This window comes from Vibrio sp. Y29_XK_CS5 (assembly GCF_024181835.1).
Classification (GTDB): Bacteria; Pseudomonadota; Gammaproteobacteria; order Enterobacterales; family Vibrionaceae; genus Vibrio; species Vibrio harveyi.
Map to the genome: position 1 here is coordinate 278,694 of NZ_JAMZAM010000001.1, position 21,484 is coordinate 300,177.

The following is a 21,484-nucleotide window of genomic DNA, read 5'->3' on the forward strand; positions in this document are numbered from 1 at the left end:
CTTAAACGAATTTTCCGACGCAAACATGTATCAACACTTTTCTTGGTTGATATGAAAGGCAAACGATTACGTATTTGCTGAAAAAAACTCCGAAGAATTTTCAAAGCTGTGGGGAACGTAATTGCAAGCCAAACTCATTTATTAATATTATGTAAACCATCCTACTCAAATGAATTTGAAAAATTAAACTAAAATGCAAATAAATAACCAAAGTCGTGATGTATTCTATGTTTCTGACGGAACGGCCATAACATGTGAGACATTAGGACATGTTGTTTTGGGTCAGTTTCCCTTTATTCCTAATGAAAAAACCTTTCCTTTTGTTGAAAGTGAAGACAAAGTTGCCGATGTCATCAAAGAAATCGAGATTTCCTACCAACGTGATGGCGTGAAACCGCTGGTTTTCTTTTCGATTGTTGTGCCAGAAATTCGTGAAGTGTTGCTCAAAGCTCCCGCTTACAGCTATGACGTGCTAGAAAGCATTGTGCAAAAGGTACAAGACGACATTCAGATGGCTCCTCAGCCTAAGATGCAGCGTTCAAGAAGCGTGAGCAAAGATTCCGATACTTACTTTGACCGTATCGCGGCGATTGAGTACACACTTGCTCATGATGATGGTATTACGCTCAAAGGCTTGGAGGAGGCTGACATTATTCTGCTTGGCGTCTCACGCAGTGGCAAAACCCCAACCAGTCTTTACATGGCGATGCAGTTTGGTTTACGTGTGGTGAACTACCCGTTTATCGCTGAAGACGTCAAGATGATGCGTTTGTTGCCGGAGTTCGAAATTCATCGGCACAAACTGTTTGGTCTAACCATCAATCCAGAACGTTTGAATGAGATTCGCGAGAACCGCTTATCAGGCAGCGAATACGCGAGTACGGAACAATGCAAACTGGAACTAGATACGGTAGAAGCGTTGTTTAGAAGAGAAGCAATTCCGTATATAAATACGTCTTCTTTGTCTGTAGAAGAGATCACTACGCGGATTCTTGAAAGAGCAGGGATGAAGCGCCGCTTGTTCGGCTAAGTTTCCTGTAATAAATCAAAAAAAGAGGAGGCACCTGTGCCTCCTCTTAAATTTAACCTCAAAAGGTCAATAGACCCTAGTAATGCTGAAACATCTTCTGAATGTCTTGGTAATTTTTGGTTTGTGTCAGTGATAGCATCAGCAAAATACGTGCTTTTTGTGGGTTTAGTGTACCTGATGCTACGAAACCGTACTTATCATCATCAACCTCTGAATCTAAAGTGGTTGAGCCGGTAGGCGTACGAGAACTACGAACAACCAGAATGCCGTCTTTGCTTGCTTTTTCTAACTCATCAAATACCGTGTGGTACAAGTTACCATTGCCGACACCTGCGCTGACGATGCCATCAAACTTCGCATCGACGAATGCTTTAACAGGTAAGCTCGACGCATTTGCATAGTTATAAACGATTCCGACTTGTGGCAACTTATCGAGCTTGGAAACATCGAAGGTTGTTTCAGTAGTGTGTTTACGTTCCGGGCTTCTTTGATATTTCGCATCACTGTTGTGGATATAACCTAGCGGACCAAAGTTAGGAGATTGGAAAGTGCTGACTGACGTTGTGTTAGTTTTTGTTACGTCACGCGCATCAAAGATGGTGTCATTCATCGCAACCAGTACACCACGACCTTGAGAATCTTCGTCTGTTGCTGTGACCACCGCATTGTAGAGATTAACCGGACCGTCAGCACTCATTGCAGTAGAAGGGCGCATTGCACCAACGATAACCACTGGTTTATCGCTTTTTACCGTTAAATCGAGGAAGTAGGCTGTCTCTTCTAATGTATCAGTGCCATGAGTAATCACAATGCCATCCACGTCATCTTGGGCGAGTAACTCATTCACTCGTTTAGCCAACTTAAGCCACACCTCGTCATTCATATCTTGAGAGCCGATGCTGACCACTTGCTCGCCAGAAATGTCGGCGATCTTCGTCATACTGGGTACGGCGGCGATCAACGAATCAACACCGACTTTACCTGCGGTGTAATTTGATTCTGTCGCAGATTGACCTGCGCCAGCGATAGTGCCGCCAGTCGCCAGAATTTTGATGTTTGGTAAATCGGCATTGGCAAAAGCAAATGAGCTCATGCACAAACCAAGCGTGATCGAACTGAGGCGGAGAAACTTTTTGGTCATAGGAATCACCTGTTTTTGGGTTAGATGTTGGGGGAAACGTTATCTATCCTAAAAACAGAACAGTAGATTTTTTGAGTACAACTTCACCAATTTACAGATGAAAATCGTGATCAACTAATCACTTAAAGAACATTAAATCAAGTGTTTAACCTAATTGGCGTGCTTCATTAACAAGTGAGATGTTCCGGTAATCTGGACAACATTTGATTAATTGTAATTAATTGATTTGTAAGTAAAGACCCTGCGAGAGAACTCGGAGTGACAGTTTACTTGAGTTACCTTTGGTTAGCCATACGAGCTCCAATCTGCTTGTTCAACTGCTGGTTGATGATCGCTGCTTAACTGACGGCAGGTGCGAATTTTTGAAAAGCGACGGTTGGCTTTACTTCTAAATAATCGAGAAAGAGAGGTTTAGGTAGTGGTTTTGAAAAGTAGAACCCTTGAATGTTGTAAAAACCGAGATCGTGCAAGACTTGCAATTGCGCTCGCTCTTCTACTCCTTCGACAATCACTGACATGCTTAGGTTTCTTGTCAGGGTGAGGATTGCTTCCAACAAAGGTTGGATCGTCTGGCCATTACCAAGGTTGTTAACGAATACGCGGTCGATTTTGATGATGTCGAATGAATATTGACCGATAAAATCTAAACCCGAATATCCGGTACCAAAATCATCCACCGCAATTCGGATACCAAGTGCGGTTAATCGGTCCAAGTGCTTTCGAAGTACAGCCAGTTCACTCGCGCTGAAGATGGCTTCTTCGGTGATTTCAAACACCAAACGCTCACTAATGAAATAATGATATTTAAGACGCGATTCAACCTCTTGAATAAAGTCTTCTCTGAGGATCAATGAGCGGCTCACGTTGACGCTAATGTAGCGGTCATGGAACGCAAGCTTGTTACTGCTTATCATGCTGATCACTTTATCTAGCACAAGGTAAGTGATCTGATCGATCAACCCCACCTTTTCTGCCAGAGGGATAAAGATGCTTGGTGAAATAAACCCTTGTACTGGATCGTTCCAGCGAACAAGTGACTCTCCACCAATAACTCTGCCATCACGTTGATCGACAATGGGTTGATAATGAACGGTTAAGTTACGCCCTTTAATGGCAAGAGCAAGAGAGAATTCTAAGCTATTTTTGGCGAACTTCTTGGAAGAGAAAAATAGGTGAACAATCAACGCACACGCCATTCCCAACAACCCAATCCAAAGCTTGCTACCTAAGAACTGAAAATAGAATGGATAGCTGATTGCAGAGTAGACGGTAAAAGGCAAAATCTCGGAACTGGCTTGTTCCATTCTAAGTGGGTTGAGTGCAATGGAATCTATAGCGGTTTTGTCTGTGATGTCGATTCGGTAATCCATATCACCAAAACGAAATATATCGCTAACGAGAACTTCCAAAACCTCTTTCGGGAAAACAACACTGATTCCTCGTCCTTGTTGTTTAGTGAAAAAGAGAATCAGAGCTTGGTTGTTGGTGAGCGCTCGCTTAGTAAAAGCCAATGTTGCATGCACATCACTGTCACCAAGACGCGTCAATATTGACGAATAGATACTGAAAGACGGGTGGCGTTCGCTACTCGTGCACAACACTTTTCCGTTTTGATCGAAGGTGGCAATGTCTTTTGCCATGCCCAGACCAAAAATGCTTGTCCTGAGATCATGGATAAGCTCGTCGCACGACTTAAGAAAAAAGTTATCGTCTAACAGGTGTGTTAACTGCTCCACGTTATCGTGAAATTCAGACTCAATCGTCAAGATAGCTTCTTCTGTGAGCTTTTTATGATATTGGTGTGCAAAAGGGATAAAAGCCAGCATAGTGATGCTAAAAGAGAGTACACCAACAACTATTAATGCAATGTTGTCACTCCAACTCTTGGACGGATTTTTAAAGAATTTATTGTTCACAGTTATCGGTGCTACCAGCAAGTAATTGCGTAAAACTATAACAAGTGTCTCATTTTTAGGAATTGAACATTTCAAAGTGTGATTTGGATCTTATAAATTATCTATAAACTACTATTTTAAAATAAAAAGTATGGGTTTCCTTATCTAAATATAAGGCGACCATAAAGCGAGTTTATTCAATTTTAGTTGCTATTTAGGCAACTGCTCGTGCCTGTTCGAGTAGAAATTGGCTGAGATAAAGACAATTTTTTTGCATTATCTTAGGGTGATTTTGATGTGCTTTTATTTGTTTCTGGGAGTGAAGTTTTTGAGATTAAATACTGGATTTATGATCGATGAAAATGCTGGTTTTTGATGATGAGATAGTCATGAATATGAGAGGTTTTGGTGTTTTTTGCTGAGCTTTTATTTCTCTTTTGAGCTTTATTTGCAACTTTGTGTGGGCGTATAGTTTATCGATGATGACTGAATGACAGCATACTGTGCTGGAAGCGCACAATGACGGGATAAAACTAAAAAAAAGCGGCTTTACCCCGGAAAAGATAAAAGCCGCTTGCCAATAGACGTGTTAATTCACGTCTTAGCGCATAATCATTTGTTCACGACCAGGACCAACCGATACCATCTTCACAGGTACACCCATCAGCTCTTCAATACGTAGAACGTATTTTTGTGCCGCGACTGGTAGCTCTTCGAATTTACGACAACCAGTAATGTCTTCGCTCCAGCTTTCCATCTTCTCGTAGATTGGTGCTAGTGCAGCCGTTTGAGGCCAAATTGGGTTTTCGCTGTGCTCGCCTTCGTAACCAACACAGATTTTTAGATCTTTAAGACCAGTCAGACAGTCCACTTTTGTCAGTGCGATTTCAGTCGCTGCTTGAAGCTCAACACCGTTCTTCGTTGCTACTGCATCGAAGTAACCCATGTCACGTGGACGACCTGTTGTTGCACCGAACTCACCCGCTAGTTCACGGAATGCATCTTGCTCTTCCATTGCAGTAATTAGTGTGCCGGTACCTACCGATGAGCTGAACGCTTTTGCTACCGCAATAACACGCTCTGGACGAAGAGCAGGAAGACCACTACCGATACCAGCATACATAGACACAACGTTTGAAGATGTTGTCCATGGGTACTCACCGTAAACAAGGTCACGACCTGCACCTAGCTGCGCTTCGAACAGTAGAGTTTGGTCTTTTGCTTGCAGTTCTTTTAGCGGTAGCGTTACGTTGCAGATAGCGTCACGCCAAGGTGAAGATACTTCTAACAACCAGCTCGCCATCTCTTCAGCGGTTTGTTCAAACTCGAACGTTGGGTAAAGCGCACGTAGCTGAGGAAGTTTCCACTCCATCCAGAATTTGATGCGCTCTACTAGGACTTCTGGCTGCTTCAACCAACCAACTAGGATGCCTTTTTTCATCACACGGTCGCCGTATGCAGGTGCAATACCTTGACGAGTTGAACCGTATGCTTTGTCGCCTAAGCGTTGTTCTTCTAGCGTATCTTCTAGTGCGTGTAGAGGTAGACACAGTGTTGCGCGATCAGAGATGCACATGTTCACTTTAACGCCCGCTTCTTCAACTTCCGCAATCTCCTGAGACAGCGACGCTGGGCTGATTACCATACCCGGACCTAATACTGCCAAACAGTCAGGGTTGAAAACGCCACTTGGTAGCTGGTGTAGCTTAAACGTACCTAGGTCGTTAACTACGGTATGACCCGCGTTGTTACCACCTTGGAAACGAATGCTTGCAGAAGCTTGCTCTGCCAAAAAGTCAACGATGCGGCCTTTGCCTTCATCACCCCAGTTTGCACCCACAACAACGATAGACGACATAATTCATTCTCCAAAAACAGACCGGAAAATCTTAGGATGCTCGCATGAATAAGAGAAATTAATTATACTCATTAACTTGATAAGAAACTCATATCGGGTAATTTTCTATGTTGGATTTGAACTGGTTACGCACGTTTGTCACCTTGGCAGAAGTGAAACATTTCGGAAAAACAGCGATTGAACTGCACATGACGCAGCCAAATGTGAGTCTTCATATCAAACAGCTAGAACAAGCCACTCGCACTAAGTTGATTGAACGCAACCCTGTGCAATTGACCCAAGCCGGAAAGCGTTTGTTAGACACTGCCGAGCACATGCTGAATGAGCTGCAAATCTGCCAATCCGACCTCAATGCCATCAATGACTTAACGCAAGGAACGCTCTCGATTGCAGCGAGTGATATTGTCTCGCGCCTATTACTTATCAAGCCTTTTCAACAGTTTAAAAGTGAATATCCTGGAATTGATTTGGCGCTGTTCAACACTACATCATCACAAGCGGTAGATTTGGTAAAAAGTGCTCGTGCAGACATCGGCTTTGTTATTGCGCAGAAAGAGAGCCAACCATTGCACTTTACGTCACTTACTCAAATCCATTGGTGTGCTTTCGGCGATAACATCTTCGATTGGCGAGAAAACAGTGAAGAGAACCAAACATTGATCTTGCTCGGTCACGATACCCGAACGCGCGAGTTGATTGACGCATCTCTACCAGAGCTAAATCTTCCTAGGCATAGGGTCATGGAAGTTGGCAGTGTTGAAGCTCAAATAGATTGGGCTGAAGCCGGATTTGGAACTGCGATTGTGCCTGACTTCTCCCTCGACCCAAGGTTGAAACTCTCGCGAGAAGTCACACCATTACCTAGTTTCCCCAACACGGATTTTGGCTACATAGTGCGCCAAAACCAAGTGCTGTCCAAAGCCGCAAAACAGCTTCTTAAATGGGTGGCTGATAATGTGTCTGTGGTGGGGTAATACCTAATAAAGCTCTTCGAAAGTAAGCGCATTTAGGTCGCAAACACTATAGATTTCATTGGTGACTGGTTCCGTTTGTGTTGTAGGGTAAGTGAACACTTTGAGTGGGGAGTTCAAATTACAAGCTAAGCTTTCAAGAGAAATGAGCAGAAGGGGAGACGGGTGAAATGAGTGTACTTTTGATTGCCATATCGTCACTTCATCACCTTGAAACTCGGTACTCAGATCCAGCTTCACTCGAATATCTTGCAAAGAATGTTGTTGGTGTTTGGAATCTAATAGCACAGCTTCAAAAACAAAGTGCCCTTCGGCGTCAGATTGCGTCGAGTCAGAAGCAACACCGTTGAAAACAATCGTCCTTTCTATATTGATGCCCTCGACGGGCTTGCCATTTAAATGCAAATAGCCAGAAATATAAGGGCTTAAAATGCGCTCTATTTCTTATATCACCTTGTCCAAGAATGAAAGGTGCCAGAATCTTTAAAGTCTATTGAGCGGGCAAGCATAAACCTTGTATTTTCGACCAAAATCACCACGCTTTGAAAACGATTAGGTTTTCTCGATGAAAAAATGAGGCGAGCTGTTTATCATAGGCGACGAAATTAACCATGCCACTATTGTGATGACTGACAAGACTATCTCCATCCCTCTACCATCTTTGATTCACCGAATTGGTGGCGATCATGCTAAGCGAGCTAAAGCAATTGCGGCTGAGAAGAAGTGCGAAATGAAGCGCATTCGACGCTCTCGTAATTGGCAAATTGCTGGTGATGCGTTGGATTTGAAAGTGTTCCTCGATCATATCAAGGCAGAAGAATCTGAGCCGATGCGGTTCGTGATAAACAAAATGGAAGCTGGTCTCGCCAAGCACAGCGATAAGCTTGAACCTTTGGAAGCCAAGCTGATTCGATTGGTCTTGGAGAATCCAAACATTACTTTGGCGGAGCTAATGTCAGAAACCAACTGTACTATCGCCCAAGCTCGAACGGCGCGTTTCGAGGCTGAGATGCTTTAAACCTGAAAGTTTCTTCTGATTTTTCCTGTCTATACTGGTAAGCGACTGATTATCGACATTGGATAAGATGAGAGAGGAAGTTATGAAGCTGATATCGAAACTTTTGAGCGTATTCTTCATCTGGGGGAGTTTGACGCTTCCTGCTTTCGCGCTTGATCCTGTTTATAGCGACTTTCTCGGTAAAGCGATTCGTGGTTATGACCCTGTCGCATACTTCACTCAATCGAAACCGGTAAAAGGTGACAGCGATTTCACTTACCGTTGGAATGATGCCAAATGGTACTTTTCATCGGCTGAAAATCGAGATGCATTTGCGAAAAATCCTGAGAAATTTGCACCGCAATATGGTGGTTATTGTGCTTGGGCAGTAAGCAAAGGTTACACCGTAAAGATAGACCCGAATGCATGGTCAATTGAGAATGGCAAGCTCTATCTCAACTACAGTAAATCTGTGCAAGCGACATGGGAAGAAGACATTCCTGGTAATATTGCGAGTGCTAATAAGCATTGGCCAACACTGCTTTCCCAATAGGGCTCTGATGCCAAAACGAAAAGATACAGAAATCAAAAGACGCAGAAATAATTAAGCCGCGATGATCGCGGCTTTTTCAATTTGGGTTCCAAGAAGTGGAGCATTACCACATCAGATCGTCTGGTACGACGAAATCTGCGTACGGATCATCTTCTGCCGGGATGTCTGCTTCTGGTTCTTTTTGCTCGATGATCACAGATTCATCGCGTTGAGCAATCTTGTTTGCTACACCACGTGGGATGACAACGTAGCTTTCACCAACAATCGCGATTGCCAAGATGCCTTTGATAAGCTGTTCGCGGATCTCTGACTCAACGTACAGAGACTTCACAAGTGTACCGTGTGTGAAATTGTATTTGATGTCTCCATCTTTCAAATCAACCTTGTTCATTTCAATCAGTTGGTTGATTTGCGCTTTGATTTCTTTGTTCAAGCGCTCTGCGTTTTGTTGCTCGCTCAATTGCTTGTCACGCTCTAACTGCTGACGTTTGTTCTCTTCAACCGCCGCTTTTACTTCGCGAGCTTGAACGCGTGATTTTTTAGAGCCTTTTTTCGCTTTCTTCAGTTTTTTCTCGTTAACCAAGCCTGCTTTTAGCATCTGCTCTTGAAGGGTAAGTTTTGCCATGATCTATCCAGTTAGTGCGCAATTTTGTGCATTTTAACCACTCATCCGCCGCAAAGAAAGAGGGATAAACACAAGGCGGGATATGACTCGGCGCTTTGTTGAGCAAAAAAACAAAAAATAAATCGAGAAAGTGTGCGTCTTATTGCAACTTCCAGCGTCTTAAGTACATTAGGCGAAAAATTTTGAAGCAAAACCATGAGTACCTCAGACAAACAAACGATCCCACAACAAGTGATTGAAGAAGCTTGTGAGTGGGCAATCATGCACGGCGTGGCATTTCGCCAAGCAGATAACACCGCAAGACACTGTCCTTTTAGCTTTGCGCCAATGACGATAGAGCGTGATGTGTTAGCACATTTGAAGAAAGTGACGCCGTTGATCGCCAAGCTGATCAGTCATGTGTCTGAGGATTATGAATTCCTGCAAACCTCCTTAGCCGAGCTAGGCAAAGCCGATACTTTCTTTGAGCGTTTGTTGGAACTGCATAAAGAGGTTCACCATGAAGCCACGCGCCAACCCCTGTTGTTAATGCGCACCGACTTTATGGATGATCGTCAACACGGCGCGAAAGTGATCGAGTTCAATGGCATCGCGGCTGGGATGGCGCCGTTTGGTCAGCGTACCACAGAGCTGCATCAATTTTTGAGCTCTCAGTGGGGCAGCGTTTACCAACAATGGTTAGAAGATAAAACGGCAACACCAGTCGATAACCAAGGCATGCAGCAACTTGCGCTTGGCATTGCCACTGCCGCGAGAAAAGTCAAAGCGCATTTTAATGAAGAAGGCGCACCGACGTTTTTGATGGTGGTGCAGAAAAACGAAGACAATGTGTATGACCAACACTTACTCGAAGTGGAATTGCAGAAGCTTGGCGTTCGCACGGTAAGACGTACCTTTGAGCAGCTAAGTTCACAGCTATCGAGTGGTGACAATCAACGCCTCTTGTTAGAAAACATTGGCGGTCTTGACGTTGTGTACTTGCGTGCGGGCTATCAATATATGGATTACTTCTCTCCAGAACTGAATGAACCAATCTGTTGCCATACCTTGAGCCAAACTCGTTTGTTCATGGAAAAGCACTACGTAGCGATGAATGCGACCATCAGTCAACAGTTGGCGACCAGCAAATCAATGCAAATGTTGTTAACCATGATGCCGGCAAGTGAGTATCAGCGCTGGGGACTCAATCTTGAAGAAGCCGAGTTGGTCAAAAGCGTATTGGCAGAGATGAAGCCAATTAACACTGACACGATTAAATGGTTTGCTGCTTCTGGTAACAAAGACGAATGGGTATTGAAAAACCAAGGCGAGGGCGGTGGTCACTGTATCTTTGGTGAAGATATAGCGAAACAACTGAGTCGACTGCCACAAGAGCAATACAGTGCTTGGGCTTTGATGCAGCGTTTGTATCCGCATGAAAGAGAAATACCGACGATTGCAGTGCGTGATGCAAAGCAGAGCGTGGTGACGGACCTTGTGAGTGAAATTGGTTTATTCACGGCGCACTATCAAGGTGAACCTGTAACGCAATTGGATGGCTACGCGGGTTATTTGATTCGCAGTAAACCAGCCAGTGAAAACGAAGGTGGCATCCACAGCGGCAAAGGCATCTTAGATTCTTTAGTGCTGGTGGATTAAAAAGAAACACTCTCCATGAGTAAAACGTGGAGAGTGTTTTTTGTGGATTAGTCAGTTATATGTGACCCATACCGTGGAACATCCCTCCGAACAGGGCACCTAAGATACTGAAAATAATACCTAGGATGATCATTGCAGGGATTGAAGCGATAGCGAACTTGACCATAAAGATCACCATCGACATAAATGGCATCTTAATATCAACAACCGTCACTTCTTGTTTTGTATTTTCATCAGACACGAGCGTCCTCCTAAATTTGCATTCTGAATATGCAGCCAGTTTATTACACTCAAACTTAAGAAAACGTTGAGCTGTGTTGCGCTTTTCTTTTTATGGGATAGCAACTGATTAATCTGAGAAATACGGCACGCTATGAATCGTTATCAGAAGCGGGTAAAGCCTCTCAACCAAGCGCCGGATAATCTGTATAGCCGTGTTCATTACCACCAAAGAGTGTGGAGCCATCCAGTTCTGCCAGAGGTTGTTGGTGCTGTAAGCGCGCCACCAAATCTGGGTTAGAAACAAACGGGCGTCCAAACGCGACTAAATCCGCATAACCTTTTTCAAGCACCTCGTCAGCACGCTCTTGGGTGTAACTGCCCGCGACGATAATCGTATTGGTGAAGTATTCGCGCAGTTCGATGCGGAAGCTTTCTGGAATCACTGGTGCGTCGTCCCAATCCGCTTCAGACAGGTGTAAGTACGCAATATCACGAGCTTGAAGTTGTTTCGATGCATCGAGGATGGTTGGCACAATATCTGGGCAGTTCATGTCCTTGAAAGTGATGAAAGGTGCGAGTCGTACTCCTACTTTGTTGGCACCAATGGCTTCGCTCACCGCATCGACCACTTCTAATAAAAAGCGAAGTCGGTTTTCGCGAGTACCGCCGTAGTTGTCGGTTCTGTGGTTTGAATTGGTACGTAGGAATTGGTCAATCAGGTAACCATTACCGCCGTGGATTTCGACGCCATCGAAGCCTGCTTCAATCGCACGTTTCGCTGCATGGGCAAAATCACTTACCACACGGTCAATATCGGCTTGAGTCATCGCTCGTGGCTCTACACAATCGACCATGTTGCCGTTGCCTTGCTCGTCGGCAATCCACACTTGGGTTTCTACGGGTTTTAGTGCTGATGGGGCAATAGGCTGTTCGCCTTTTTGGAATGTTGGGTGTGATACACGACCGACATGCCACAACTGACAAAACATAGCTGCGCCTTGCTCTTTTGCTGCTTGAGTGACGGTTTTCCAGCCTGCCACTTGTTCATCAGTGTAGACGCCTGGTGTGAATGAGTAACCCTGCGAATCGTCTGAAATCTGGGTGGCCTCAGAGATGATTAACCCTGCGGTAGCGCGTTGCTTGTAGTAAGTCGCCATCATTTGGTTTGGAATGTTTCCCGGTTGGCTAGTGCGCGCTCGGGTCATTGGAGCCATGGCTACGCGGTTTTGCAGAGTTAGTTGTTTCAGCTGTGTTGGTTCAAATAGTTTGCTCATGATCGATTCCTTACTTAAGTAGTGGTACTTGGGTTTTGTTGCTTACAGATTCCATCCAATCTTTCACAGCGTTGTCCCATTGGATTTCTGCGGCGCTGAAGAATCCGCGCAAAATAGAAAATAGGATCGCTTCGTCTACCAAAGTCACATGCTGATAAGAGTCGAGATTCAACACGCTTTTCGCACGTTCAATGAGCGCTTCGACCTCTTTGGCAATGTTTGGTGTGTCTTGCAAAAGTGCATCAAAATTGAGTGCATCCGTTTCCTTTTTTGCGCGCCAAGCTTGTTGTGCAGACTGAGTGGCAAACTCTGGTAAATCCATGTTTGACCAACGTGGGTAACCCACTTTTTGTAATGGAAGGAACGCGATTTTTTGCCAATCCAACACCGCTTGCGACGGTTGGCTTGTTTCACTTGATGTTGCCAGTTCAAGGAAGTAAGCGATGATATCGAGACTTTCTGCCATCGCTTCACCGTTGTCTTTGATAAGAAGTGGCACTTGCTTGGTTCCAATCAGGTCTGTTGTGGTTTTATCGTCGTCATAAGCAATATTGATGACGTCGAGTTGGATATTCAGCATGCCAGCAACGTAGCGGACGCGAGCACTGAATGGGCAATGTTCGTAAATGTAGAGTTTCATAGTATTTTCCTGGTGATTCGTATTGGGTAGCCCCGCTTGCTCGAGAAGCGTTAAGTCAGGGCTACCTGTAGGGATGACATTAGTTGTTGAAGCTCGGAGCTAACTCAGCCTGTTTGCTTTCTTTACGGTTTGCCTTGGCGATGAATAGCAAACCAATCAGTGGAACAATGATGGCTGCGTAAGGGATCATGCCTGCGCCCATTTGGCTATCGAGCACCATGCCGCCTAAGAAACCGCCAAAGGCATTGGCTAAGTTGAACGCCGAGATGTTTGCTGTCGCTGCTAATTCCTGACCTTCACCACCGTGGTTCATTACTCGAAGTTGCATTGCTGGTACGTTGGCGAATGACGCAATACCAAATACAAAGGCGGTGGCAATGAACAGCACTTTGCTGTCTACAGTGATTCCGACCAGTACGAGTGACACAATCATCGCGATAGCCCAGAACATAGATGCTTTTTGTAGGTTTTTATCCGATGAACGACCACCCATGGTGTTACCAACAATCAGACCGACACCAACAATAACCAGAATCCAAGTTACGGCACTTTCACCAAAGCCTGTGATGTGCATGGCGATAGGGGCGATGTAGCCATACAGAGTCATGAACCCCGACCAAGCAAATACGGTGATCGCAAGGCTAATAAGTAGCATTGGGTTTTTGAACGCAGCTAATTGTGCTTTGACATCTTTTGCTTCGCCATGACCTGTGGATTTGATCACTGAAGTGATAAAGAACAGAGCGACTAAACCAAAAGCTGCAACGGTCAAGAAAGTGGTGTGCCAGCCGAATTGCAAGCCAATCCAGGTACCGCCAGGCACACCTAAAACGTTAGCCAGCGTTAAGCCCGCGAACATTTGTCCGACCGCACGACCTGCCATTTTTTCTGAAACCAAATTGGTCGCGACCACGGCACCGATGCCGTAGAAAGGACCTTGAACTAAACCTGTGATCACTCGGCTGACCATCAATACAAAGTAGTTCGGCGCGAAAGCGGACAACACGTTGCCGAGAATAAACAGCACCATTAGCCCAGCCAGTACGGCTTTCTTGTTAAAGCGTGCTAAGTAAATCGTAAGTAGCGGACCGCCAAATACAATGGCAAGTGCGTAGGCACTGATTAGGTAACCGGCTTGTCCTTCCGTGATGGACAAAGAGTTGGCGACTTGAGGAAGGATTCCTGCAATAACAAATTCTGCGGTACCGATAGCAAAAGCTGCAAGTGTTAAGATCCATACCTGCAGCGGCATTTTTTCTTTATTCATGGGGGAGTCTCTTTTTTTAATTAGTTTTAACCCATTGGTGCCATGCTTTTTTCTTGCTCTGGCACCTTGTTTTTATTTGTTGTTATCCAAACGTGTGTTGTTAGCCGAGCAGTGCGCCACCATCGACATCAATCACGGCACCGGTCATATAGGTGTTTTCAATCAGAAGTAGGTAAGCTTTTGCAACGTCACTGGCTTCGCCAACTTTGCCCACTGGTAAGCTATTTTGTGTGCGTTTGTACATGGCATTTCTGTCGTCTTCGTTCATGCCTTGATACGCCTCAGTTTTGGTCAAACCTGGGCTGACTGCATTCACTCTGATTGGAGCCAGTTCTTTCGCCAGTACTTTTGTGGTTGCTTCAATGGCAGCGTTAATCGCGGTTTTTACGTAGGTGTTAGCAACAACTTTGCGCGATAACATGCCGGAAGTTAGCGTTATTGATCCGCCTTTCTTGATGTAGCGTGCTCCATGTTTCGCTGCGTTGATGGCGCCCCAAAATTTGGTATCGAACGCGTATTTTGCTTGGGAAACTTCTACATCCACCACTTTGCCTGCTGGAGCATAAGAACCTGCTGTGACGATCAGGTGGTCAAAAGCACCAATGGTTTCGAAGTAGTGGTAAACCGACTGTTCATCGCTGATGTCTAACCCTGTTTTGCGGCTTGCTACGTGGACAACCGCATTGTCGCTCGCAAGTTGTTGGCTAAGTTCAGCGCCAATACCTGATGTGCCACCCAGTACGACATAAATGGTTTTTTCTGTTGTCATGATTTGTTTCTCCAATCTCGTTTCGATGGAGTCAGTATATTGATTGGAATAAATTTGATAATTGAGTAATATTTGAATTGATTATTCAGCTCAGATGAATAATGAAGTTTAAGGAGGGAATGTGGACAAGTTTTCGGATATGACGCTGTTTGTCAGCATAGTGAAGAACCAAGGGTTGGCGGCGGCTGGCAGAGAGCTCGGCTTATCGCCAGCAACAGTAACGGCAAGATTGCAGTCGCTGGAAGATCGCTATGGGGTGAAATTACTTAATCGCAGTACAAGGCATATCTCACTGACGGACTCTGGCGCTATGTACCATCAGGCATGCTTGGAAATCATCGACAGCGTCAAAGAGACGGAGAACTTACTCCAAACTGGCACCAAAGAAGTGCGCGGCACACTTAAAATCTCGGCTCCTCGTGATATTGGAAAGCAATACATTTCGCCAATACTGTCGGAATTTAGTCAGCTCTATCCCGATGTGATCCCTTATCTGTATTTGAACGATAACTTATCCAACTTAGCTGAGTCCGGTTTGGACATCGTTATCCGATATGGGGAGCTAGCCGACAGCAACCTTATCTCTCGCAAACTGGCGTCCAGTCGCCGAGTGCTTTGTGCTTCTCCTCAGTATTTGGCAAAGAAAGGCACGCCGATCACGCCACAAGATTTAGCACATCACGATTGTTTAGCCATGGTTCGCAGCAATGAAGAGTTGAAAACATGGCACTTTCAAGATGAAGAGCAGCACAATGTTGTTACTGTCGTACCGAAGCGTTTTTCTGATGATGGCGAAGTGATTCGTCAGTGGGCGTTAGATGGCGCGGGTATTGCGTTGAAATCGATTCTCGATGTACAAGAGGACATCAAACAGCAGCGTTTAGTGACGGTATTAAATGGCTATATGAAGAACTTCAACGCATCGACCTCTTCTGCAGGCGCGGATTTGAACGTGATTTACCTGAGCCGCCAGTATCAACCCAAGCGACTTCGCTTGTTTTTGGACTTCTTGATTGAGCGTTTTCACACTCAATTTTAATGAGGCGAACGTTTCGATGTGTCGCATGGAAAGGCTGCATCATACTGAGGTTAGAGATTAGTAACACCGCGCTTTTAAGAATATTGGCATCAAGTGCGGTGTGGCTGAGTTAGCTAAAAACAGGTCTGAAGAAGCTGCGTTCGTAACTCAATACACAGTCGGTCTCTTCCGCGAACTTAAAGGCTTGGATGCACTCTTCATCGTTGAGCGACTTTTCTCGGTATTCCTCATACGCCGCGAGGCTTGGGAATGTAAATAATGCCAGTGCAATATTGTTAGCACCTTCAGATGGAAGATAGTAGCCGTTGTGTTGTCCGCCAAATTTCTCTACTAACGGAATCCACATTTTTGCGTACTCTTCAAACTCTTTGGTTTTTTTTGCATCAATGACATAACGAACATAGCAAGTGATCATAAAGATAAAGTCCTTTTTATTTGGTTTATACCCAAGTAACCTCGAGATGCTAGGTTCAGCGAGAATGACTTGGTTTGTAGACGCGGCGGCGATTTAAAGGTCTAGTGGGTCTAAATCAAGAATCGACAACAAAGTATACAAACCAAGACAACTCGCCCTTTGGGAGCGTGTCATTGACTCGACTTCTGCGTCATACAACTTGGAAAGAGCTGGCTATTACGCTGCGTTGTTTTCCTTGACCTCGAATCAATGACTACGCTCTGAATCCTGCATCTTGAAGTCACTTGGGTATATATATCCGAGAACCTTGAGGTTACTTGAGTACAAGTTTTAGGTTTGGCCAAATGGTTAGCCAATTTTTCTGAGTTAATCGCTGTCGAAATAAAACTAATGGTCGTTCTGGATTCCAAGTCAGGTAACCTCTAAACAAAGACTCAAATCCGAACGCTGAAATGCACTCTATCTGGTTCTTTTCGTTCAATCTGGCAGCAACCGCCGTCTCTTTTTCTGGCCAGTAACTCATCGCATCCAAGGTAGTTTGGTATGGCTTATCACCATTCCTTAGGTGCATGTTTGCTTGATTACGTACTTGCCAGTTGAACTCTGGCATCATTGCAGTTAACTGGGCTTCATAAATCAACGCCGCCTTGTCATCTATTTCATTTGGGTCGAAGTAGACAATATCAAGGTCATTGAGTGGGGTTGGCTGCGGTTTGTGATGAAGATGGTCCCAAACTAGATTTCGTACGAAGCCTGCAGCAATGTAGCAATCTGGTAAAGCCAGTGAGCGAGCACATTCCATTGCTTTCATACGTTCATGATCGGCGAGCAATAATTGAACAAGATCTTCCATGTTCACCCTTAAGATTTGGCTGGTGGCAGCTCAATGCCCAATTCATCGCGTTTTCGCTTACTCAAGCCAAGTGCAACTAATCGATAAGATTCTGATAAATAGTACTTTAGCTCTTCGTCTAGGCGTCCGGAGGTTTCCGTTTGTTGAATCCACTTCATACCTCGGTTAGCGAAATAAGGGGCAGGAATATAGCCTTCATAATCACTTAAAAAATCGAAGTTTAAAGGGGAAGTCTTAAACGTAAATGCAGGCTGCTTGTCTTTACTCCAGCCACCAATAGCAAATACCTTTCCACCGACTTTCCAAACGTGCGCATCACCCCATTGAACAACATGAGAAGTAGCAGCGAATGAGCCACAGAATTGATTAAATTCATCGTATGTCATGATGACGTCTCAACCTATCTTAGTCACGGATTTCGCTAGACTAACACAGGTTGAGAGTAAGGTTAGGACGTTTGCGGAAAAGTGCTCACCAGCGCTTGGATTCCGACATGCTAATGGAGAGATGATCGATAAAGGCTCTTAATAACGGTGTGACTTGTTTACGTGTGCCATAGATGGCATGAACGCCTAACGTTTTTGGGTGCCATTCTGGTAACAGCTGAATCAACTTACCCTCAGTGAGCAAATCCTTCACGGTTGGGAAAGGCTGTAAGCTGATTCCGTTACCATTTAAAGCGGCAGCAAGCAGTACTTCTGGGGTATTCGCGCTGATATTGCCTTTGATGGAGACTGATTCATCACCGTTTGGTCCAGAGAATATCCACTCGGAACGACCAAAATAGCTAAAGGAAAGACAATTGTGGTGTCCTAGATCTTGGGCGTTTAACGGTGCGCCTTTTTGTTCGATATATTTGGGGGACGCACATATCACCGAGCGGCATTCACCTAATTGCTTTGCTACGACATTAGCAGGTAACTCATTGGTGATGCGTATGGCAAGATCAATACGTGATTCCACGAGGTTTACGGTTTCATCTGTCGACACAATATCAATCGCCACATCAGGCCATTGTTCAACAAAGCTTGTGATTGCATCAATGAGGAAGCTACTCACAATGGAATAGCTTGCGGTAATACGCAATTGACCTTTTAGATTCACTCGATTTTGGTTTCGGATTCCGCTTAGGGACTCTTCAAGTGCAAGTAGCTCTCGTGCAATCTCAAGCGTCTCTTTCCCTGCACTGGTTAAGCTGAGGCTTCGAGTTGTGCGGTGGAGTAAACGAGTATCCATCCACTTTTCGAGCTCACCTAGATAACGTGTCACTTTAGTTCGCGAAAGATCGAGATGCTCAGCGGCAGCACTTAAGCTTCCTCGCTCTACGATCGTGACAAAGACGTTCATTGCCTCAAGTCTGTCCATTCTGTTGCTTCACCTTAAGAAAATCGCCGTCACAGTATATGTCCGGATTTCGCAATAGTGAAAGTTGATTTGCTGTCTATTTCATCTAAAACCAATCAAATAAGATGACCTCAACACTAAACGAGCCGCATGAGTTGGTTCTCTAATACGGAATAAGATGATGAATAAGCGTTCAATTACTCTACTGATCACAGCACTAGCGGCATCGAACTATGTGTCGGCTGCGGACTTAACGATTACCCACTACAACCCCGGTAAAAATGCGATCTTTCCTGCAAGCTCTGTGCTTGTTTCTGGTGAAAAAGAGCTGATGTTGTTTGACGCACAATTTAGCGTCAAAGACGGAAAAAAATTGGTGGAACAGATTAAAAACACTGGCAAAGAGCTGTCGATGATTTACATCAGCAGCGGTGACCCAGACTATTATTTTGGCTTAGAGCCTATTGTTGCTGCATTCCCTGATGTAAAAGTGGTTGCGAGCGAAGCGGTTGTTAAACATATCGAACGAACAAAAGACGCGAAACTGGCGTACTGGGGACCTATTTTGGAAGAGGGGGCACCATCAAAAATTGTTGTGCCTACTGTGCTCAATGACACCACCCTGACGCTTGAAGGTAAGCGCATTGAAGTAAAAGAAATCAATACTCATGATGCTTACCTTTGGGTGCCTGCGGAGAAAACTGTATTTGGTGGTGTATCGGTTTACAGTGGTGTTCATGTTTGGATGGCGGACACTCAGTTGAAACAAGAGCGAGCTCAATGGTCTCAATCGTTGGAGCGTATGAAAGCACTGAAACCAAAAACCGTGATTCCGGGACACTACCTTGGTGATATGCCGAAAGGTGTGGAAGGTGTTCAATTCACTATAAACTACATCGCAGACATTGAGCAGACGTTAGAAAAGTCAAGCAAGCCATCATCAAGCGAGATTTCGGCAGCGATGAAGGCTAAGTACCCACAGTTTGCTGCGACAGAAGGTGATCTTGAACTGGGCGCGAAAGTGCTAAGTGGTGAAATGGAGTGGCATTAATCTAAGCTTGCTATTCGCCATACTGCCCAAAAAAACAGCCCCTCATTGTGAGGGGCTGTTTTTTATTATTTTGCTGCTTGTGGACGTGGCTTGCGACGTTGTCCTGATGGCTTGTTGCCTGACGGTTTGCCGTTTGAAGGTTTTGCACCCGCAGGTTTACCGCTGTTAGGCTTGCGGTTTCCTGATGGTTTACCACCGTTACCATTTTTATTTGCGCCTGATTTGTTCGTATTAGGCTGTTTGGTATTCGGTTTGTTACCGCTTGGCTTGTCGTTTGTGCGAGCTTGACCATCACGGTTGCCTTTTGGCTTACCAGCGCCGCCTTTGCCTGATTTGTTTTCGCCCTTGCCATTTTTGTTGTCGCTGTTGAAACGACGCTTTGGTTTGTTGTTACCGCCGTTGTTTTTCTTCTCAGCTGTTTGACCGTTTTCACCTTCTGCTTTTGGCTTCTTAGGCTTTTTCGGTTTCTTTGGCTTGATAGGGCGAGTATCAAGCTTCGACTCTGGCAATACGTTAGTTGGTGCGTAGCCTTCCAGTTCTTTACGAGGCAGCAGTTGTTGAATTAAACGTTCAATCGCAAACAACTCGGATGCTTCAAGTGCGCATACTAAAGAAATCGCTTTACCCACTTCACCAGCACGACCGGTACGACCGATACGGTGAACGTAGTCTTCAGCTACTTTTGGCAGCTCAAAGTTAACCACTTGAGGAAGCTGAGGAATGTCGATACCGCGCGCAGCGATGTCTGTTGCGACTAATACGCGAACTTCGCCAGATTTAAAGTCAGCCAGTGCTTTGGTACGTGCGCCTTGGCTCTTATTGCCGTGAATTGCAGCTGCTGTAATCTTTTGGTCGATTAGGAACTTGGCTAAGCGGTTCGCGCCATGCTTGGTTTTGGTAAATACCAATACTTGTTTCCAATCGCCTTCTTTGATCAGCTTGACCAGCATTGGTGCTTTCTTCTTCACGTCTGCTGGGTAGATGCATTGTTCTACGGTGCGTGCTGTCGAGTTTGCTGGGTTAACTGAAATCTCAACAGGGTTGTTGACCAGACCTTTCGCAAGCTCACGGATTTCGTTTGAGAATGTCGCAGAGAACAATAGGTTTTGACGTTGCTTCGGTAGCAATTCAAGAATCTTGCGAATGTCGCGAATGAAACCCATGTCAAGCATGCGGTCTGCTTCGTCCAGTACTAGCATTTCTAGTTGGTCGAACTTCACTGCATTTTGGTTGTGTAGGTCCATTAGGCGACCTGGTGTTGCAACCAATACGTCTGCACCTTTACGCAGGCGAAGCATTTGTGGGTTGATCTTCACACCACCAAATACCACTGCACTCGTTAGAGGTAAGTGACGGCTGTACATGAATACGTTTTCTTGTACCTGGGCAGCAAGCTCACGAGTTGGTGTCAGCACCAATGCGCGGATGTGGTTGCCGCGTACGCGTGGACCGTTTGACAGACGTTCAAGAATTGGCAGCGTAAAGCCCGCCGTTTTACCTGTACCAGTCTGTGCTGCTGCCATTACGTCTTTCCCTTCCAAAACAGCAGGAATTGCTTGAGCCTGAATCGGCGAAGGGGTGTCGTAGCCTTTTTCCTGAATAGCCTTAAGGATTGGAGCAGATAGACCTAACGAGGTAAAACCCATATGTATGATTCTCAATTGTCGAGTTTGATAACAAGGCGTCGATTTTATGCGCGACGCGAAAAGTGCGACATTCTGAGGCTTTTGGGCGTTAGCTTCAACTATTTCCGTCATGGATAAATGTTTGAGGTAGATCTCATTTCGAAATTGAGTGAGCTAATCAAGCGATTTGAGCGTCGAAGAAGAGCTCTCATACCTTTGGCATTTTTGGTAGTGATGATAAAGGAGGTCGGCTTAACAACACATTTCATAGATATGA

Annotated in this window: 22 protein-coding genes; 7 read left to right on the top strand and 15 right to left on the bottom strand. The window is 45.0% G+C overall.

Annotated elements, in window-relative coordinates; all coding sequences use genetic code 11:
• Positions 1-193 precede the first annotated feature (193 nt).
• Positions 194-1,030 (top strand): pyruvate, water dikinase regulatory protein, encoded by an 837-nt coding sequence (locus NL647_RS01335; protein ID WP_005451298.1) that lies wholly within the window; start codon positions 194-196, stop codon positions 1,028-1,030.
• Positions 1,031-1,106: 76 nt separating this feature from the next.
• Here NL647_RS01335 and ansB read toward each other — a convergent pair whose 3' ends face one another.
• From ansB to NL647_RS01350, 3 genes are all read right to left on the bottom strand, one after another.
• Positions 1,107-2,171: an L-asparaginase 2 gene (gene ansB, locus NL647_RS01340; protein WP_253649503.1), complete on the bottom strand. Its 1,065-nt coding sequence runs from the start codon at positions 2,169-2,171 to the stop codon at positions 1,107-1,109.
• A gap of 338 nt (positions 2,172-2,509) precedes the next feature.
• Positions 2,510-3,997, bottom strand: coding sequence for an EAL domain-containing protein (locus NL647_RS01345; RefSeq protein ID WP_253649504.1), 1,488 nt, complete (start codon positions 3,995-3,997; stop codon positions 2,510-2,512).
• 670 nt (positions 3,998-4,667) lie between these two features.
• The gene (locus NL647_RS01350) at positions 4,668-5,924 is read right to left on the bottom strand and encodes an adenylosuccinate synthase (protein ID WP_009699225.1); all 1,257 of its coding nucleotides are present in this window, start codon (positions 5,922-5,924) and stop codon (positions 4,668-4,670) included.
• A gap of 107 nt (positions 5,925-6,031) precedes the next feature.
• Here NL647_RS01350 and NL647_RS01355 point away from each other — a divergent pair, with 107 nt between their 5' ends.
• Positions 6,032-6,898, top strand: coding sequence for a LysR family transcriptional regulator (locus tag NL647_RS01355; protein WP_005451305.1), 867 nt, complete (start codon positions 6,032-6,034; stop codon positions 6,896-6,898).
• A 3-nt stretch (positions 6,899-6,901) separates the two neighbouring features.
• On the opposite strand, the gene NL647_RS27215 is transcribed toward NL647_RS01355, so the two are convergent.
• Positions 6,902-7,300 (bottom strand): DUF6795 domain-containing protein, encoded by a 399-nt coding sequence (locus tag NL647_RS27215; RefSeq protein ID WP_367618284.1) that lies wholly within the window; start codon positions 7,298-7,300, stop codon positions 6,902-6,904.
• Between the two features lie 220 nt (positions 7,301-7,520).
• On the opposite strand from NL647_RS27215, the gene NL647_RS01360 reads away from it, so the two are divergent.
• Entirely contained in the window at positions 7,521-7,913 is a 393-nt protein-coding gene (locus NL647_RS01360; RefSeq protein WP_017819377.1) for a ribosome recycling factor family protein, read from the top strand.
• Between the two features lie 82 nt (positions 7,914-7,995).
• Positions 7,996-8,445, top strand: a complete 450-nt coding sequence (locus tag NL647_RS01365; RefSeq protein ID WP_253649505.1) for a YHS domain-containing (seleno)protein — start codon at positions 7,996-7,998, stop codon at positions 8,443-8,445.
• Positions 8,446-8,548: 103 nt separating this feature from the next.
• On the opposite strand, the gene NL647_RS01370 is transcribed toward NL647_RS01365, so the two are convergent.
• Positions 8,549-9,070, bottom strand: a complete 522-nt coding sequence (locus NL647_RS01370) for a DUF2058 domain-containing protein (RefSeq protein WP_005439241.1) — start codon at positions 9,068-9,070, stop codon at positions 8,549-8,551.
• A 195-nt stretch (positions 9,071-9,265) separates the two neighbouring features.
• On the opposite strand from NL647_RS01370, the gene NL647_RS01375 reads away from it, so the two are divergent.
• Positions 9,266-10,708 (top strand): glutathione synthase, encoded by a 1,443-nt coding sequence (locus NL647_RS01375; RefSeq protein ID WP_253649506.1) that lies wholly within the window; start codon positions 9,266-9,268, stop codon positions 10,706-10,708.
• 55 nt (positions 10,709-10,763) lie between these two features.
• Here NL647_RS01375 and NL647_RS01380 read toward each other — a convergent pair whose 3' ends face one another.
• The 5 genes from NL647_RS01380 to NL647_RS01400 form a co-directional block, all read right to left on the bottom strand.
• Entirely contained in the window at positions 10,764-10,949 is a 186-nt protein-coding gene (locus NL647_RS01380; RefSeq protein WP_010452931.1) for a hypothetical protein, read from the bottom strand.
• 163 nt (positions 10,950-11,112) lie between these two features.
• Positions 11,113-12,204: an alkene reductase gene (locus tag NL647_RS01385; protein WP_005451315.1), complete on the bottom strand. Its 1,092-nt coding sequence runs from the start codon at positions 12,202-12,204 to the stop codon at positions 11,113-11,115.
• Positions 12,205-12,214: 10 nt separating this feature from the next.
• The gene (locus NL647_RS01390) at positions 12,215-12,844 is read right to left on the bottom strand and encodes a GrxB family glutaredoxin (RefSeq protein ID WP_009699218.1); all 630 of its coding nucleotides are present in this window, start codon (positions 12,842-12,844) and stop codon (positions 12,215-12,217) included.
• 79 nt (positions 12,845-12,923) lie between these two features.
• Positions 12,924-14,111 carry an MFS transporter gene (locus NL647_RS01395; RefSeq protein ID WP_009697187.1) on the bottom strand — a complete coding sequence of 396 codons (1,188 nt, stop codon included), beginning with the start codon at positions 14,109-14,111 and terminating at the stop codon, positions 12,924-12,926.
• 100 nt (positions 14,112-14,211) lie between these two features.
• Entirely contained in the window at positions 14,212-14,880 is a 669-nt protein-coding gene (locus tag NL647_RS01400; protein ID WP_005451320.1) for an SDR family oxidoreductase, read from the bottom strand.
• Positions 14,881-15,001: 121 nt separating this feature from the next.
• Here NL647_RS01400 and NL647_RS01405 point away from each other — a divergent pair, with 121 nt between their 5' ends.
• On the top strand, positions 15,002-15,919 hold the full coding sequence (locus NL647_RS01405) for a LysR family transcriptional regulator (protein ID WP_005451321.1): 918 nt from the start codon (positions 15,002-15,004) through the stop codon (positions 15,917-15,919).
• Positions 15,920-16,028: 109 nt separating this feature from the next.
• Here the strand turns inward: NL647_RS01405 and NL647_RS01410 are convergent, their stop codons facing one another.
• The 4 genes from NL647_RS01410 to NL647_RS01425 form a co-directional block, all read right to left on the bottom strand.
• Positions 16,029-16,334 (bottom strand): NIPSNAP family protein, encoded by a 306-nt coding sequence (locus NL647_RS01410; RefSeq protein ID WP_017188647.1) that lies wholly within the window; start codon positions 16,332-16,334, stop codon positions 16,029-16,031.
• Between the two features lie 313 nt (positions 16,335-16,647).
• Entirely contained in the window at positions 16,648-17,187 is a 540-nt protein-coding gene (locus NL647_RS01415; RefSeq protein ID WP_253649507.1) for a nucleotidyltransferase family protein, read from the bottom strand.
• 8 nt (positions 17,188-17,195) lie between these two features.
• A complete protein-coding gene (locus NL647_RS01420; RefSeq protein ID WP_009697183.1) occupies positions 17,196-17,573 on the bottom strand; it encodes an MmcQ/YjbR family DNA-binding protein in 378 nt (125 codons plus the stop codon).
• Between the two features lie 85 nt (positions 17,574-17,658).
• Positions 17,659-18,552 carry a LysR family transcriptional regulator gene (locus NL647_RS01425; RefSeq protein ID WP_009697182.1) on the bottom strand — a complete coding sequence of 298 codons (894 nt, stop codon included), beginning with the start codon at positions 18,550-18,552 and terminating at the stop codon, positions 17,659-17,661.
• A gap of 160 nt (positions 18,553-18,712) precedes the next feature.
• On the opposite strand from NL647_RS01425, the gene NL647_RS01430 reads away from it, so the two are divergent.
• Positions 18,713-19,582 carry a Vmh family MBL fold metallo-hydrolase gene (locus tag NL647_RS01430; protein ID WP_253650100.1) on the top strand — a complete coding sequence of 290 codons (870 nt, stop codon included), beginning with the start codon at positions 18,713-18,715 and terminating at the stop codon, positions 19,580-19,582.
• A 65-nt stretch (positions 19,583-19,647) separates the two neighbouring features.
• Here NL647_RS01430 and NL647_RS01435 read toward each other — a convergent pair whose 3' ends face one another.
• The gene (locus NL647_RS01435) at positions 19,648-21,228 is read right to left on the bottom strand and encodes a DEAD/DEAH box helicase (protein WP_253649508.1); all 1,581 of its coding nucleotides are present in this window, start codon (positions 21,226-21,228) and stop codon (positions 19,648-19,650) included.
• Positions 21,229-21,484 lie beyond the last annotated feature (256 nt).

What these genes read in the sequence shown, in the direction of transcription:
- NL647_RS01355 (WP_005451305.1), top strand. Translation starts at nt 6,032, where the DNA reads ATGTTGGATTTGAACTGGTTACGCACGTTTGTCACCTTGGCAGAAGTG.
- NL647_RS01390 (WP_009699218.1), bottom strand. Translation starts at nt 12,844, where the DNA reads ATGAAACTCTACATTTACGAACATTGCCCATTCAGTGCTCGCGTCCGC.
- NL647_RS01395 (WP_009697187.1), bottom strand. Translation starts at nt 14,111, where the DNA reads ATGAATAAAGAAAAAATGCCGCTGCAGGTATGGATCTTAACACTTGCA.
- NL647_RS01410 (WP_017188647.1), bottom strand. Translation starts at nt 16,334, where the DNA reads ATGATCACTTGCTATGTTCGTTATGTCATTGATGCAAAAAAAACCAAA.
- NL647_RS01365 (WP_253649505.1), top strand. Translation starts at nt 7,996, where the DNA reads ATGAAGCTGATATCGAAACTTTTGAGCGTATTCTTCATCTGGGGGAGT.
- NL647_RS01385 (WP_005451315.1), bottom strand. Translation starts at nt 12,204, where the DNA reads ATGAGCAAACTATTTGAACCAACACAGCTGAAACAACTAACTCTGCAA.
- NL647_RS01360 (WP_017819377.1), top strand. Translation starts at nt 7,521, where the DNA reads ATGACTGACAAGACTATCTCCATCCCTCTACCATCTTTGATTCACCGA.
- ansB (WP_253649503.1), bottom strand. Translation starts at nt 2,171, where the DNA reads ATGACCAAAAAGTTTCTCCGCCTCAGTTCGATCACGCTTGGTTTGTGC.
- NL647_RS01430 (WP_253650100.1), top strand. Translation starts at nt 18,713, where the DNA reads ATGAATAAGCGTTCAATTACTCTACTGATCACAGCACTAGCGGCATCG.
- NL647_RS01345 (WP_253649504.1), bottom strand. Translation starts at nt 3,997, where the DNA reads ATGCTGGCTTTTATCCCTTTTGCACACCAATATCATAAAAAGCTCACA.
- NL647_RS01435 (WP_253649508.1), bottom strand. Translation starts at nt 21,228, where the DNA reads ATGGGTTTTACCTCGTTAGGTCTATCTGCTCCAATCCTTAAGGCTATT.
- NL647_RS01415 (WP_253649507.1), bottom strand. Translation starts at nt 17,187, where the DNA reads ATGGAAGATCTTGTTCAATTATTGCTCGCCGATCATGAACGTATGAAA.
- NL647_RS01400 (WP_005451320.1), bottom strand. Translation starts at nt 14,880, where the DNA reads ATGACAACAGAAAAAACCATTTATGTCGTACTGGGTGGCACATCAGGT.
- NL647_RS01375 (WP_253649506.1), top strand. Translation starts at nt 9,266, where the DNA reads ATGAGTACCTCAGACAAACAAACGATCCCACAACAAGTGATTGAAGAA.
- NL647_RS01370 (WP_005439241.1), bottom strand. Translation starts at nt 9,070, where the DNA reads ATGGCAAAACTTACCCTTCAAGAGCAGATGCTAAAAGCAGGCTTGGTT.
- NL647_RS01350 (WP_009699225.1), bottom strand. Translation starts at nt 5,924, where the DNA reads ATGTCGTCTATCGTTGTTGTGGGTGCAAACTGGGGTGATGAAGGCAAA.
- NL647_RS01335 (WP_005451298.1), top strand. Translation starts at nt 194, where the DNA reads ATGCAAATAAATAACCAAAGTCGTGATGTATTCTATGTTTCTGACGGA.
- NL647_RS01420 (WP_009697183.1), bottom strand. Translation starts at nt 17,573, where the DNA reads ATGACATACGATGAATTTAATCAATTCTGTGGCTCATTCGCTGCTACT.
- NL647_RS01425 (WP_009697182.1), bottom strand. Translation starts at nt 18,552, where the DNA reads ATGGACAGACTTGAGGCAATGAACGTCTTTGTCACGATCGTAGAGCGA.